The sequence below is a fragment of the Pseudomonas sp. WS 5503 genome, assembly GCF_012985385.1.
GTDB classification, from domain to species: domain Bacteria; phylum Pseudomonadota; class Gammaproteobacteria; order Pseudomonadales; family Pseudomonadaceae; genus Aquipseudomonas; species Aquipseudomonas paracarnis.
The window spans coordinates 160,670-175,669 of record NZ_JAAQWI010000011.1 but is presented as its reverse complement, the minus strand read 5'-3'; the positions used below and the strand labels follow the sequence as shown (position 1 = coordinate 175,669).

General features: G+C 59.3%; 13 protein-coding genes. 2 read left to right on the top strand and 11 right to left on the bottom strand.

The features are described from left to right. Nucleotides 1-34: 34 nt before the first annotated feature. On the bottom strand, nucleotides 35-1,066 hold the full coding sequence (locus HBO10_RS25725; RefSeq protein WP_164919364.1) for an HOASN domain-containing protein: 1,032 nt from the start codon (nucleotides 1,064-1,066) through the stop codon (nucleotides 35-37). Nucleotides 1,067-1,429: 363 nt separating this feature from the next. Next, entirely contained in the window at nucleotides 1,430-3,499 is a 2,070-nt protein-coding gene (locus HBO10_RS25720; RefSeq protein WP_034126092.1) for an EAL domain-containing protein, read from the bottom strand. A 320-nt stretch (nucleotides 3,500-3,819) separates the two neighbouring features. On the opposite strand from HBO10_RS25720, the gene HBO10_RS25715 reads away from it, so the two are divergent. Then, a complete protein-coding gene (locus tag HBO10_RS25715) occupies nucleotides 3,820-4,098 on the top strand; it encodes a hypothetical protein (RefSeq protein WP_034126093.1) in 279 nt (92 codons plus the stop codon). 11 nt (nucleotides 4,099-4,109) lie between these two features. Continuing rightward, nucleotides 4,110-4,439 carry a DUF6388 family protein gene (locus HBO10_RS25710; RefSeq protein WP_034126094.1) on the top strand — a complete coding sequence of 110 codons (330 nt, stop codon included), beginning with the start codon at nucleotides 4,110-4,112 and terminating at the stop codon, nucleotides 4,437-4,439. An 8-nt stretch (nucleotides 4,440-4,447) separates the two neighbouring features. Here the strand turns inward: HBO10_RS25710 and HBO10_RS25705 are convergent, their stop codons facing one another. Genes HBO10_RS25705 through HBO10_RS25665 form a run of 9 tightly spaced genes read right to left on the bottom strand, consistent with a single transcriptional unit; the run spans nucleotide 4,448 to nucleotide 14,950 of the window. Next, nucleotides 4,448-5,290, bottom strand: coding sequence for a serine/threonine-protein kinase (locus HBO10_RS25705; RefSeq protein WP_080757681.1), 843 nt, complete (start codon nucleotides 5,288-5,290; stop codon nucleotides 4,448-4,450). Then, entirely contained in the window at nucleotides 5,287-6,009 is a 723-nt protein-coding gene (locus tag HBO10_RS25700) for a PP2C family serine/threonine-protein phosphatase (RefSeq protein ID WP_034126096.1), read from the bottom strand. Before HBO10_RS25700 ends, HBO10_RS25705 begins: the two co-directional genes overlap by 4 nt. A gap of 2 nt (nucleotides 6,010-6,011) precedes the next feature. Then, a complete protein-coding gene (tssM, locus tag HBO10_RS25695) occupies nucleotides 6,012-9,347 on the bottom strand; it encodes a type VI secretion system membrane subunit TssM (protein ID WP_034126097.1) in 3,336 nt (1,111 codons plus the stop codon). Between the two features lie 15 nt (nucleotides 9,348-9,362). Then, nucleotides 9,363-10,223, bottom strand: coding sequence for a type IVB secretion system protein IcmH/DotU (gene icmH, locus HBO10_RS25690; RefSeq protein ID WP_034126098.1), 861 nt, complete (start codon nucleotides 10,221-10,223; stop codon nucleotides 9,363-9,365). A 5-nt stretch (nucleotides 10,224-10,228) separates the two neighbouring features. Beyond that, entirely contained in the window at nucleotides 10,229-11,557 is a 1,329-nt protein-coding gene (tssK, locus tag HBO10_RS25685) for a type VI secretion system baseplate subunit TssK (protein ID WP_034126099.1), read from the bottom strand. 1 nt (nucleotide 11,558) lies between these two features. Next, nucleotides 11,559-12,044, bottom strand: coding sequence for a type VI secretion system lipoprotein TssJ (gene tssJ / locus HBO10_RS25680; RefSeq protein WP_034126100.1), 486 nt, complete (start codon nucleotides 12,042-12,044; stop codon nucleotides 11,559-11,561). Nucleotides 12,045-12,049: 5 nt separating this feature from the next. Continuing rightward, nucleotides 12,050-13,243 (bottom strand): type VI secretion system-associated FHA domain protein TagH, encoded by a 1,194-nt coding sequence (gene tagH / locus HBO10_RS25675; protein ID WP_034126101.1) that lies wholly within the window; start codon nucleotides 13,241-13,243, stop codon nucleotides 12,050-12,052. Between the two features lie 10 nt (nucleotides 13,244-13,253). Next, entirely contained in the window at nucleotides 13,254-13,385 is a 132-nt protein-coding gene (locus HBO10_RS25670) for a hypothetical protein (protein ID WP_034126102.1), read from the bottom strand. Nucleotides 13,386-13,420: 35 nt separating this feature from the next. Continuing rightward, the gene (locus HBO10_RS25665; RefSeq protein WP_034126103.1) at nucleotides 13,421-14,950 is read right to left on the bottom strand and encodes a sigma-54-dependent Fis family transcriptional regulator; all 1,530 of its coding nucleotides are present in this window, start codon (nucleotides 14,948-14,950) and stop codon (nucleotides 13,421-13,423) included. Nucleotides 14,951-15,000 lie beyond the last annotated feature (50 nt).

Genomic DNA, 15,000 nt, shown 5'->3' with positions numbered 1-15,000 from the left:
GCTCCATTATTTTTGTTTTCGGATCGCAGGTCGTTCAGGCAGACAGGCGTTGGGCCTGCATCTGCTGCCACAGGCTGTCGAAGTAGGCTTTGTTGATTTCGAAGTGGCGCTTGAGTGCGCGCATGAACGTGCGCTGAAAGCCCTCCTCGCTGGCAAACTTGGCAATCAGTGCCCACATTTCCTCGGTGTCGATTTCATCCTGGGTGCCATGCAAGCGGTGGAATTCGCTGGGCTGCTCTGGAACGTCGAGGCGCTGCAACAGCTCGTAGATGCGCCGATGGTTGACGCAACTGACAGACTCCACCGCATACAGCAGCGCAAGGCCCCAGGCGACATCCGTGTGGCGCACACAGCGAATACGATTATTCAGGTAGGCCTTTTCCAGCGGATGCAGCGCGGGAAAGTCGATGGCCAGCGGAATATCGAAATACTCCATCAGATGGGCGAGCATCGCCGGGTGCGAACGCTCCGGTGTCTCAGCCCCTGCTTCGCCGTACAGGTTGCGGTAAAACACCGAGGCGTCCTCGATGGCTTCGAAGCGAAAAGCCAGTTCGGCCAGCAGGCTGTAGAAGTTGTAGGAACGGGTCCAGTGATGCTCCAGGAAGAAGCGCACATCCTGCACCGGCGGCGTACCTTGGAACAGGTGCACCGACATCGGGTGGTTGACCCGGCTGCGTGCGGCGATTTCAGCGTCGACCTGTTGACGGAACTCCTCCACCGGCAACGCGGTGAAGCCCGGCACGTCGGCGGCGAACTCATCTTCGACGCGGTAGACCTCGCTGGCCATCCAGCGCCGGGTCGGCTCGGTGCGCGGGTCACCTGGAATGTGAAGTTGCAGCAGGGCTGACTGGTAGTGCGCGTAGGCGCCAGCGTCTCCCGCCAGGCCTTGCCGAGTCAGTGCGAGCAGCGCTTCCAGCGCGCGGGTGACCTGGGTGTAGTTGGCGCCGGGTTCCAAGGCATTCGTCATCAGCCGCGAGGCGGTGGTGAACAGATCGGAATCCGAGCGTTGTTGCAGGGCAGCAGTATCCATTGATAACCCCTGAATTTTGTTTTTGTGGTTGGACATACTCGGAAAAAAGCCTAAAGGTTCCCGTAGTGGCAAGGTCAACACCTGTAGGAAAATTCTTTCAAGGCTTGGCGATGGGAGGTGATGGCGTCAGGGCGGAGCCCTAAGTAGCCGTTACCGCAAGAATGGATATGTACACGATCCAACTGTATCGGCTGTCAGGCCGTCTTCGCAGGCAAGCCAGCTCCCACATTTAGATCGCGGTGCGTCAGTTAGATCAGCGTCGGCTGTCAGTCCGTCACGGGAGCAAGCTCCCTCGCCACAGGTCTAGCGTCGCACCAAAGTTGTGTAGTTACCTATGGCCATCGCCGGCGAGCCAGCGCCCACGGTTGGATCGGGGTGCCAGGTAGATAGGGTCGGTCATCAGACCAACGCCCTGCGCTCAAGCACAAAGCGCGGCAACTGATCCCCAGGCAGTGCCTTGCTGAAATACCAGCCCTGGATAAACAACTCAGGCCCGTTACTCAAAAAGGCCAATTGCTCAGCCGTCTCGACCCCTTCCACTACCACGCCCAGGTCCAGGGCCTCGCAGAAGCGCAACATACCGGTGAGCACCTGGGCGCCTTTAGGGTCGTGCTGGGCAACCACAAAACTGCGGTCGATCTTGATGAAATCCACAGGAAACTGGTGCAGATAGCTCAACGCAGAAAACCCAGTGCCAAAATCATCCAGATAGACCTTGGCCCCCATGGCTTGCAACTTCTGGATGGTCTGGCGGGTGGCCGGGATGTCGCTGACCAGCGCGTCTTCGGTAATTTCCACTGAAACTTGCCCACGGGCCTGGCCAAGAATTTCCACCAGGCGGTCGCCATAGGCGGCGTCCTTCAGTGTGGTACTGGAAATATTGATGGTCATCGGCAGTTCAAAACCCATCTTCTGCCATTTCTGATACTGGCGCACGGCCTGGGATGCCACCCACACATCCACGTCCGGCATCAGCCTGGCGTGCGCCAGCCATTGCAGGAACTCCCACGGCGAATGCACCGTGCCCTGGCTGTCCCGGGCGCGCATCAGCGCCTCGCACCCGGTGCACAAACCGGTGCGGGTGGAGACTTGGGGTTGAAACTCAAGATAGAACTCGTAATCGCTGATCTGCTGGATGCGGTTCAACTCAGCCGCCTGGCGGGCCAATGTCTGGTGGGTGGCCAGCACCGGGTCGAACTCTAGCAGACGGCCTTTTTCCTCAAGGCCGCGAAAGGTCATGTCCAAAGATTTGAGATACACCGTGCCGCCATCGCTGGACTGGCGATGAATCGCTCTCACGTAGGGCGCATACACCAGCGTCCCGGCCCCCAGCAGAACGATCTGCAACACCACCGCCGCCACGTCGCCATGGGTGCTGAGGTATGCATTGAGCAGCACCGGGGCGGTAAACGGCACGCTGGCCACCGCCGGCGACACCCAGCCCAGTTGTACCACCATCAACGCCACCATCGCGTTGAACGCCGGTACCAAGAGAAACGGTATAAACAGGCGCGGGTTGAGGATGATCGGCAAACCGAACAACAGCACCTCGCTGACATTGAATAACGACAACGGCAAACTCGCTACCGCCAGCAAGCGCATGGACTGGCTTTTGGAAAACAGCAGGATCGCCAGCAGCAGGCATAAGGTTGCCCCCGAACCACCGATAAACGCAAAACTGCCCAGCAAGCCGTTATTGAGCAAGTACAGCACCGGCTCCCCCGCCGCCAACGCTGCGCCATTGAGCGCCACTGCCTGGTCCAGGGCATCGAATAACGGCTGCATGGCATACACGCCGTGAATGCCGAAGAACCACAGCAGCGAATTCATCAGTGTCACAAACAACCCGCTGCCGTAAGGCGTCTGCAACGCATCAAGCACCTGCGGACCCTGGATTTGCGCCACATGGGGGATCAACAGCAGCAACGACAACACCGTCACCAACGACAAGGCCGTGAGTGCGCCGGGTATCACCATGTTGATGGTGCCCTTGAGGTTATGGCCGACCAGGTCTTGGTTGACCAGGCGTGTCCAGCGAAAGCGGTGCAGCCAGGCAATGGCCGGCACATTGATCAAGGGCGAAGCAATGGCAATAAACAGCAGGAACGTGGCCGAAGCACGCGGGTAATCACGCAGCACGAAGGTGGCGACCACCACATGGGCCAGGCACAGGAAGGCAACCGGCAGCTGTGGCAGACGGTGTTGAATCGCCAACATATAACCGATGGAGGCCGCGACCAGCAGTGGGATCACCGAACTGATCTGTTTATGCAACCCCGCCAGGAAACTCACCACTTGGGGATCGAACCCCAGCGCCAGGGCGCATTCGGACAGAATCAGGAAGCCGGCGGACACCAACAGGCACGGCAGAATCCACAGCAGCCCCTCACGAATCGCACGCAACGACTCCGTGCTGGCCAGGACCGCCAGGCGCTGGGTCAGGAAAAGTTTGAACAGGGTGTGCGCCATGGGCCGTCCTCTGCCTGTCACCGACTGCCGCTGAAGATCAGCGGCCGGAAACACCGCTAACGCTACACGCCCTGATAGCCGAAGCGAAAGCCTTTATCCCCGCCCCAGCCCGGCTTTTTACCAGTGAATGCCTGGCTGCTAGACTAAATCCCTACAGATTTATCGAACTTTCTGACTTGAATCATCCCCTAAGGCTGTCTGAGTCGGTATCATCCGCACGGTTTGTGCGTGTTAAACGATGTTACAACCTGTCTGATAATGGGTACGCACTCAGGGAATCTTGCCTGGAACGACAACAGGCCAAAGGAGAGAACCTCACTATGCAAGACAAGCGCTCAAGTAACATGCGTCCTCTATTCGTCACCATTGTGCTGTGGTTGTGCAGCGTGGTGTTGCTGTTTGTGATCAAGAACATCATTGAATTGTTTACCGGGCCTGTGGCTGAAACCTGGGTAGACCTGACGCTGGTGCTGATCGCCTATCTGATGTTTTTCTTGCTGGCGCCGTTGCAGAACTGGATGCGACGCAGGTCGCGCAAGCGTGCCCGCCATCACCTCAACGCACGCACGTCCGATAGCAGCTCTCATCCTTCTCGTTAAGGTGTCTACCTGTGTCGACGCTTAACGATACTTATCAGCTTGCACTGGACAGGTTTCTGCGCGAACAACCGCAGGTCGCTGCCGAGCTGGACAGTCTTAACCCGCTGGTAGCCCAGGCCAGGGGCGAAACCCTGGCGCAGTATCGCGCAGAACGCCTGCATGAGGCTTTCGAGGCACACGCTGAACAGCAACAGCTGTTCGCCTGGGAATTGACCCTCAAGCTGACGGCCGATTCCACCGAAGCCTTCGAGGCCCAGCGCCGTGAAGTGCATAAAGAAGTCGCACAGATGGCGGGCATGGACTGGCTGGAGTACTGCCAGTTGCACGGATTGGCCGTTTGACCTCTACCCTACAAGCGCCAGCGTGGCCGGTTGCGCCCCATGACTTGGCGCAACTCGGCGACCGTTATGCTTCGGTGCTGCGGGTCCACCGCGAGCGCAGCCTGTAACGCCGCCCAGCAATGCCTGGGCAACTGCGCAGGCCGGGACAGTCGGTCCATTGCGCAACGTTCGCCAACACGCTTGCCATGGGCCAGTTCGTATAGGATGCAGGCCACGCCGTACAAGTCGGCGGCCGCGGTCAACGCCCCGCCGGCCAACAGTTCCGGGGCTGCGTAGGCAGGTGTCCAGGCATTGAAACGACTGCGGCTGACACTCGGCAAACCCACCCCAGCCTGCCCGGCGGCATGGCCCAGCCCGAAGTCGAACAAGCGCACGCCCTCCTCGCCCACCATGACATTGGCTGGTTTGACGTCACCGTGCAGCACGTTTTGCTGGTGGGTGTAGACCAAGGCATCCAGCAACTGCACGGCGATGGGTTGCAGTTCGCGCCAGGGCAACCCATAAGGGCATTCCAGCAGCAGACGGTCCAGGGTCAGCCCCTGCAACAACTCCATGGTGAAGAACGCGACCTGGCTGTGTGTGTCGACTTCGAACGAGAACGTCCGTACCACGCGGTCGTGCCGAAGGCTGCGGGTCAACGCAAACTCGTTGTACAACAACACATGCGCATCGGGACATTGGGAAATGGATTCGTCCACCAGCTTGAGCGCCACGTTCGAACAGCGCTCGCCTAATTGCTCGTGCAGCAGGTCGCGCGCACGGTACACAACGCCCATACCCCCTCTGCCCAAGACATGCTCAAGGTGATAACGCCCAACCAGCAGACGCAAGGCTTGTGGCGACGCGCTCAAGGCTGCACGACAACCGCGGTCAGGTCATCATGTACCGGCCTGCGCAACGCCCCTGCAAATAGCCGTTCCACTGCCTGCTGGGGCGTTTGCATACTCAACGCTCGTCCCAGGTCCACATGGCTGAGGGCCTGATACAAACTATCACTGCATAATAAAAATACATCCCCTGGGCGGGTACTGAGTTCCAATGCCTCAAGGTGCAACCGCGAACCCGCGCCCACGGCTCGGGTCAAGGCCCTGGCATCGGGGTAGGCCTGGGCTTGCGCGGCACTGAGGTGACGCTCGTCCATGAGCCGCTGCAGCAACGAATGGTCCTTCGACAATTGGTAGAGACTCTGCCCGCGCCATAGATAGCAGCGACTGTCTCCCGCCCAGAGACAAGCCGCCCGGCCTTTCTCCAGCAGCAGTGCAACTACGGTACTGCCCATCGTCGCATCAGCAGGTGCACCAGGTTCTATCCATGCACGCCTCAACCCTTGGTTGACGCCCTGCAAACAACTGCGAACGGCCTGGATACGCTGATCGAGGTTGCCCTGAGCCGACACGGCTGCCAACTGCCTGATTACCCATTGGCTGGCGACATCCCCGTTGCGATACCCGCCCATGCCGTCCGCAACCGCCCAGCAGCTGCGGCGCGGGTCGTCCAGGAATGCATCCTCGTTGCGCAGCCGCGCCTGCCCCTGCTGTGTACGACCAGCGCTGCGCCAGGGGGCTGCCATCTTCACAGTTGCTCCGGCAAGCGAAAGGTGCGCCACGTATCCACATCAAACGGGACAGGCGTGCGTTGGCTGGTCAGCAGGTAATTGACGCGCAGGCCGGCGAGGTCTGCCTTGAAAACCTGAGCATTTTGCCCACTGGCGGGTTCTCTCTGCAGCTGGTCCAGAAACCGGAACAGTGACCAAGCCCCTGTGTTCTTCTCGATTCCCAAGGGTCGCTGCTCGGTGCCTTTCTCCAGGACGAGACTGCTGCGCCCATTGTCTGCATCGGTGGGCCAACGGAACGCCACGGGCACGATGGGACCGTGGCGATATTCCAATTGCTGGTCACCCACGCGCAGAATCGCACGACTGATCGATGGGTCCAGGCTGTAGGGCGCCACGGTAAACCGCACAGATAACTCCTCCGTGTCCTCGGTAAAAAAACCGCGGCGTATGGCCTGGGTTTTTGTCAATTGCTCCAACAGCGAACGCGAAACCGGCAAGCTCTGGCCATCCAGCCCACGCAATCGGTAGCGAGTGCCGTCGACACTGATGAAAGGCCGCAGGTAGTTCTCATAAAAGCGCGCCATCACCCCTCGTGGCTTGAAGAACTCCTGAAAATCATGAAGGGCTACGTCATTGCTCGCGTTGGCATGGAACGGGTAACGTCGTCCAATTGCCTTGGCGTAAGGGCTACGCACATCGCTCTGATAGCGTTGGTTGACGTGCACATAGGCCTGCTCCAGCAAATGCCGCCAACTCTCGTCGGCCAGGCCCTCAAGCCAGCCGGCAACGGGTAGCGGCAGACGCGCAGCGGCATCACGCAGGCTACCCAGCACATCCTGCTGCCCCTCCATACGCTGCCGGGCACGCAGGAAGGCTGCCTGCTCGGGTGCGCTGTCACGGTTCAATGCCGTCAGTTGCAAGTGCAGTTCATCCAACTGACGCAAAGCCTGGGTCAACTCTGCTCCGGGGTTGTTCTGCTCATCCAGCAATTGATGCAAAGGCTCGAATTTTTGTTGCAGCGCCCGCCGCGCAGCATCAGTCCCAGCCACCAGCGCCGCCTTGGCAACGTCTGCGGGATGTTGCACTGCTTTATCGAGCAGCTCATGACCTGGCAGCAAACGCGTGTTTTCACGCAACTGTTGCAACAACCGAATCAAAGGAGACTGGGCCGAAGTCAGGGTCATGAGCTGCTCGGCGTCCTGGCGTAGGCTGTCGGTCTCTTGCAGCGTGATACGGCCGAGAACATCGCTCCAGGCATCGGCATATTCACTGAAATAGCGCTGCTGCAATTGCGCCATCAGCCGACTCAGATCTTGATGGCCCAGGTCGGTACCCTCACCGAGCACCCAGTTATCCCGGGCAATGGTGTCAACCAACCGCGGGCCCTGCGTCTCAAAGTACTGCAGATACCTTTTGGTATAGAAACCCGGTACGGAGGGGGCGATACCAGCGAATACATTGCCCTCGGCCAAGCGCAAGGGTTCCAGGTCGCGGGCTTGTTCGCGCAGTACCCGATACACCACGTCGGCCAATGACTCGCCCCTCAGTGCTTCGCGAGCCTGAGCCACCCGTTCCTCGTTGAGCGGCCCGACAAACGGGCGCTCAAGCAGCCGCGCAAAGTGATCATTCAGGCGCTTCTGTGTCGACATGTCCCCGGCAAAACGCTCCGACCAGAGTCTCGCCATATGTTGTGCCAGCCAAGCAGTCTCACGGCGCTCGCGCAAGTTGAGCATCAAATACGCGCGCAGATTGTCCAATAGCCGGTCCCGATCTCCCAGGCTGGCATATACCTGCTCGTCCAGTCGGGCGGTTATCCAACGCAGCAATTGCTGGTGCAGTGCCTGCTCATAGGCGTGTTCGACACTGGGCCGACTCAGCTCGCCCTGATACAGCCCAACATGCTCGACCAGGCGCACATCTGCCGACCTGGGAAAAACCCGGGTCGCCGCCAGCCGCGCATCCAACAGCGCCAACAGCGCCGTGCTGTCATCGCTGGCTTGCGAGCCAAGTGGCGGGAGAGCTACCAGTGCCGCCAACTGCGCCAGTCGTTGATGGTTGACGGCATAACTGTGCCACCACAGCCCGCCGACACCGCCAATAACCAAGGCTACGGCCATCGCTTGCAACCCCTGGCGCCAACGGATTCGCTGTCGTTCCTCGGCCTGCAAGCCAGCGAGGTCGGCTTCGGCAAAGATTGCCTGGCTGAACAGGCCCTGCACAAATCGCGGGTGCCGGCCATCGGCGCAGGTCAGGAAAATCCCTCGCAGACCATTGATGGGTTGGTAGCGATGAGAGGAAAACGCCATTTCAGCGAACAGATTCACGCGTTCACCTATTCGTGCCACCTGCTGGGGGAATCCCAGCATCAGCCCCCGGCGCTCGACATTACGCTCCTGGTGCAATCGCCCGATCAGCTCACTATTCAAGCGCTGTAACAATCGCTCGACCGCCCGGCGAACCTGCGTAGTGTCAGTATCCTCGACATGGGCGTCCAAGTGCTGCCCGAGCAAGCTGTCAGCACTCTCTGCGTGAGGCAGGTCGAAGAACTCAGCGAATCCCGACAACCGATCGGCCTGGGTCAAAACCAGGTAGATCGGCACATCCACATGCAACGTCTGCTGAATCTCCTGCAAACGTGAGTGCACACGGCGTGCGTGATGATCCAGGTCGTACTCGTTGATGCTCAACAACGTGTCGACCGACAGCGTCACCACTACACCATTCAGCGGACGCACTCGGCGCCGCCATCTGAGCAGATTGAGCAAGGTTGCCCAACCTGCGGCATCCACTGAGCTGTCAGGCTGGGTAAGGTAGCGCCCCGGCGTGTCGACGAGTATGCCTGCGGCGGCAAAGTACCATTCACAATGAGTGCTACTGCCCATTGGTCGCCCTTGGGCAGGGTCGAGCGCCAACGGCAAGCCGGCGGCAGCCAGTAACTGCGTTTTGCCACTGCCCGGCTCGCCGATCAACAGGTACCACGGCAGATCATGGCGCCACCGTGCGTTATGCACGCCATAATGGCTGGATGTTTTCAGCAGATGCACAGCGTTTTTGAATCGAACGCTTACCTGACGGCGCTCATCCTCGACCCACTTCAACGGCTGCTCACGCGGGGGCCTTTGGCGCCTGGTAGCACTACCAGTATCCGTAAGCGCTATCACCAGCCCCCACAGTAAAAACACGATGCTGATGGTAAGCAGGCGAGCAGTCGTCCCCTGCCAGATACGATAGTCATCCACTGCCAACAGCGGCCCTAAAAACCACACGAGTGCCGCACAGGAAAGCGCCAGCAGAAGGCTCCAAACCCAAACCCTGCCCAGCACGGCGCCCATCCTCTTGAAGAATGCGCTCATTCATTGCTCCAGCGTTTACAAGGGCGTACGAATCAGGTCCGACGCCGAGAATTGAAGGGGTTGCAGTGCATTCGATCGTTCCTTGCTCAGTACCCAGGCAAATCCTGTATACAGAGCCAACAAACAGCTCAGGGTGAATGCCACACACCAGGTGACGGGAATGACACGGATCCGCTTGTGCGGGTCCTTCCCCTGTATGGCAGGCAGTAGCGGCGCCTTCAGCGGTTCCCCACGTACATGCCTGATCTGGCGATACACGGCATCACGAACAGCCTCAAGTTGTGACGCCCCCCGCTCCATGACCCGGTATTTGCCCTCGAACCCCAAAGATAGACACAGGTACAAAAGCTCCAGCATCGCCAGGTGCTTGAGGGGGTCGCGCGACAGCCGCTCCAGCAGTTGGAAAACTTTTTCGCCCCCGAAGGTTTCGTTATGAAAGCGGCTCAACAGGCTCTTCTTCGACCACTCGCTCTGCGCCCCCCACGGAGTTATCAAGACCGCCTCGTCAATCACACTGCACAACACATAACGCGCCGATATTATCTGGCTGCTTTCCACGCCGCCCTGCAAAGCGTGGTTTTCAAATTGATTGACAGCCAACGACAACCGCTCGTTGAGCGTGTCCCAACTTTCACGGCCAGAGCAGCGCCTGAGCCCTACGACCTCGGACAATACCGCCCAGGCTGCGTCGACTATAGGGTTGAGCCCAACCTGGAAGCTTTGCGTATCGAGCCTGAGGCCGGCGTAGATCATCCGATCTTCCAACTGCTCATAACGCGGCGGCGACGGGAAGTCCGTTAATGGTCCTTGGGCAGGCCCATGACTTTCCCGGTCAAGCAAGACGGTTTTTTCATCTTGAGTGCATTCACTTTCCATGGCGTTCAATTCCTGATGGCCCAGAAGTCAAGTTCAAGCCCGGTGAACTCACCTCCTACGTGGAAAGCGAAACCACCTGACTGCTCCAGTTGTGCGATATCACGAGCGCTCATATCGAGCATGAAGTAGGTCTTGCCGGCGTGAAATGGAATCTGTCGCGGCGCCACTGGCAACGACGTGACCTTGATACCGGCCAAGTGCAGGTTGACCAATTCACGTATGCGCTCAACCGGCGCGACTTTCAGGTGTGCCGGCAGACGCTGGCGCAGTTCCTGCGCCTCACACTGCGCAGTGGCCGCCAAAATGAAGGTGGCCGTACCAAGCAATTTCAACTCGCTGACTGGGCATACCAGGACGCCATATTGGCGCGGCTGCAAAGCCAACTTGATCGCCTGTTGCTCCAACACCACAGACAGCACCAAGCGCACCTGCTCCATCAGCCCACGAAAACTGGCGCCCTGATTACCGTGTTGGTAGTGAACGCTCAACTGCGCACGCTTACTGTCACTGGCGAACGTTGATAGCTCACCGAGCAGCGACACCAGCGCACGGAACACTGCTTCGGGCCGCACCCGAGCCTGGCTCAGGCAGTGGCGCAGCTCCAGCTCGGTACGATTGATTACTTGCAGCATCAGGAAGTCAGCGATTTGTGTGCCTGCGGTCGTGCTCTCGCCACGAATACGTGCAGCGATGGCATCGCCCCTGCTGACAAGCAGGCCGATCACCTCCTTGAGACACGACGCCACGTACCCATGCTCCTGCACGAAAATGAACGTAGGGATGAACGTTGTATCCAGGTTCACTCCCCCCTCGTCGGTGGCGTCCAGTACCTGGGCGATCTTGAGTTTGACGAAGTGCTCGTCATGCGGGTGTTCGCCCAACAGAAGACGTAAGTCGGGACGTGCGCAGTTGATCCGGCAACGCGTATCCACACCCGCATTGGCATCTCCCACTTCCACTTCGCAGCTGACGTAGCGTGCCAGCACATCACTCTGTCCTGGCTGGCGAACTTCAAGGTGACTGCCACTGGCCAACGGGAGCGCGAGGAAAACGCCTTGTCTGCCCGTGTCGGTGGGTACCTGCAACACCAGAGGTTCCATGCCGGGGCTCAACTCAAACAGGCTACCGTCCGGCAAAACGCCGCTGGCCTGGTTGACCACCAGCTTGCCCAGCTTGAGGTACTGCAAATTGAGTTCCAGCGTGAGCAAGCCCCAGGTATCGCTGCCCAACAAGCGCGTCTGGGTGAGTTGTTGATGATAATAACGGTCGTTGTGCTGCAAGTGCTGTGGCCGCAACAGCATGCCTTCTTGCCAGATAACTTTCTGAGCCTGCATGTCACTGCGCCTCCAGGCCGGCGAGTGAGCCAGCAACGCGTATACCGGTCTGATCCAATACCAGATCAGCACGGTTACGTTGTTGCACGGTCAGCGGGATCAGCAGCCGCCACTGGACATTGGGCAGGTCTCGATAAGCCGCCAGCACCCCCACGAAACGACTGTCAGGTCCGATACGAAGCTTGAGCCCCAGGCGGTCCCCAGGGCGCAATTCAAGTTCGTCGCTGTTTACCCAGTCCTTGGACAGCGTCTGCTGCGCATTGCCATACAGACCGAAGAAGTCGGCATGTTCAAAAGCGACGCCCTGGCGCAGTTCAATCAACTGCACCACAACTGGCGAGGGGCGGCCATGCAGATCCGGGTTGACGAGTTCACTGGCGGTCAGCGCCATGTCTAGCTTGGTCAGCTTAGAAAAAGGCGAGGCGGCGCTGCAACCTGTCAATAGCCCGAACATGAGCAACAGCAAAGCAAGGGTGACTCGGTACATGAGCATTATCCTGGAAAATCAATATGCAGGCTGGAGATCAGGCGCACCTGCTCCTCATAGGCCTTGGCGAAGTCGCCCCCCAAAGGACGATCATTCAATCGCTCTTGCGCCACCAGACGCTGGTAATGACGCTGGTACGCACGCCAATGCCCACCATCCGAGAAAAACCCGACCGACTTGCCCGAGGACTCGAAGCATCCCAACAGATAGCTGGGCTCAAAGGCCGCACGGGCGTTGCGCAAGGTGCTTCGACAGGCGGCCAACAGTGCGACCTGATGCGCTTGCAGTTCCCGGTGAGCCTGGGTGATAGCCCGTACAGCGGGCATCTGGCCTAACGCACTTATATCCAACATCGCAGCTACCGCAGCATCGATGTCGCTACACGCTTTCAAGGGATTAAGGCCCACACCATGGCTGCCGAACGGCGCTGTATCCAACTCGTTATTCAATTCGTCACGGGTGCGCAAACTTTGTTGCAACCCTTCGATCGTCAGGCGAAATAAGCGCGCCACCTTGATCGCCAGTGCTTGCCGACCCGGTTGATCGAGCGTATTCAGGTCCAGGCCCAAGGCTGCTGCAAATTGTGGCCAGAACTCTTCATCAGTCGGCACAGTCATCGCTGCCTGTACCGTAGCAACCTCTACCGCGGGTTCTTCCCGACGAGGGAAGACCACGTGCTCCCGGTCAGCCCCGTAGCGATCCGTCCACACTTGCTGCTCATCGGCGGACTCGTTCAATGCCTCCAGATCCTGCGAAAAGGCATGCATACGGCAATCAAGGTCCAACTGATGCGAAGGGCCCAGCGAGAGGAAGGCGTCTTCAGGGATCGTTACTGCCGAGGCGGCCTGCAAGCCGCCAGCAGGTTGCGGTGGCTCCAGCAAGCGCGCACGTATCGCCAACGCTCCCAGCTCGAACACTTCGCCATCACTGATCAATCGCGCGTGCCCCTTGCGCAGGCGCTCATGACTCCCTGCCACCCTGATTCCGTTGCGGCTGATATCCGTGAGGAAATAGCGGCCCTCGCGGTAGGCGACCAGTCCATGGTGGCTGGAGAGCACGCGGCTGGCGTCAGGTATTACCCAATCACATTCCGAGCCGCGGCCGATCACGCCACCACTCACGTCAAACACTTTGCGGTCCAGGGGCACGTTCTTTTCGCTCTCGGGCGCGCAGATCTCAAACACAAGCTGCATCTTCATGACCCTCCATTCAGCGGCCACGAGTGATCGCCTGTGGGTCACCCACAGGATGGTACTCAGCGTCATCGAATACATAGTTGGCGTTACAGCCACCCAGCAAAAACAGTACAAGCACGACGATGTGCCATGGACGATCAGGCATCGGCTTTCTCCCATAGTGAAAATAAGGTGCGTCATTCAGCGTTCTTCCCTGGCATCGCCAAAGGGAATGTTCAAGCGGGCAAGACGATAGAGCAGCGTACGCCGGGCAACCCCTAGCTCCCGTGCCGTACGGGTGCGATTACCGCGATTCTTGTGCAGGCAATCGAGCAAAAACGTGCGCTCCACTCGCTCCATGCGCTGGCGCAGGGTCGCTTCATCGGTAGCGGCTGGCGTCAGTGTCATTGGCAGCGCCAGATGCTCCGGTCGGATCACGCTGTCGTCACACAACAGCACGGCGCGCTCCACCAGGCATTTGAGCTCGCGTATGTTGCCGGGGAAGCTGTGGCTGGAAAGTTGATCAAGGGCGGTATTCGACCAATCGACAGGTGACCTTTCCAGCGCTTCGCAAACCTTGTCCGTGAAATAGCGCGCCAGTTGCTGTACATCGCCGTCTCGCTCGCGCAGGGCCGGTAGAGTGATGGGAAACTGAGCAAGCCGATAATAGAGATCCTCGCGAAAGCGCCCCTCGGCAACCATCGCCGCGAGGTCGCGATGGGTGGCAGCAATGATGCGGACATCAACCTTATGGGCTGCACTGGCGCCCAGTGGGCGAACCTCGCCCTCCTGCAATACCCGCAGCAACTTGGCTTGCAGTGACAGCGGCATATCGCCGATCTCATCCAGCAGCAACGTACCGCCATGCGCAGCGTCGAACAGCCCCGCGTGATTGCGCTCGGCGCCAGTGAAAGCGCCTTTTCGGTAGCCGAACAGTTCGCTTTCAAGCAACCCTTCCGGGAACGCTGCGCAGTTCTGCACGACAAAGGCCTTGGCCTTGCGCGGCCCGGCGGCATGGATGGCACGGGCCACCACTTCCTTGCCAGTGCCGGTCTCACCGTGCAGCAGCACGGTATAAGACGTGTGCAGCACTTTACTGATCAGCCGGCACGCCTGCTCCATTGCCGCACTGGTGCCAATCAAGCCATATGTTCCAGCCAACGGTTTGTCGCATCTGCGCTTTGTGCCAACGATGGGCTGGATATCGCGCAGTGCGAGTAACTGATTCAAGGCGAAGCTGCCCAAATGCCCCAAGGATGAGGCGTAGCCTCGCAACTGGACCGACTGCTGGCGGGCGAAGACCAGCACACCGGTCATACGTTTGCATCGGCTGAGCAGCGGCACGATCAATAGCGCACGCCAGGGTATCGCCATTGCCGGGAGGAAGCGGGTGTCATACCCACTTTCATGCACATCCTCCAGACTCAAGACAGAGCCCTGGTTCAAGGTGTCGTGCAGCAGCCCTTGGTGGGACTGATCGGGACACGCAGGCGCAACGGAGAGCGATGGTATCTGGGCCATATGCTGAGCGGTCAGTTCAAGCCGGCCGGTCACTTCGTCCAGCAGATACAATTGGCTGAGCTCACACTGGCTCAGCCGTGCCGCCCCGGTAACGCATCCTTCAAGTAACGAATGTTCATCGCGCTCGAACCCCAAGCGTGTGAAACAGGCAGACAGCGCGTCGACATAAACCAGCGGGTCGGCCTCTTTACCAAGCAGGTTATCGGTCATGGGCTGCACTCGTCGAAACACGCCAGGGCCAGCACTGTGTCGGTCTTGCC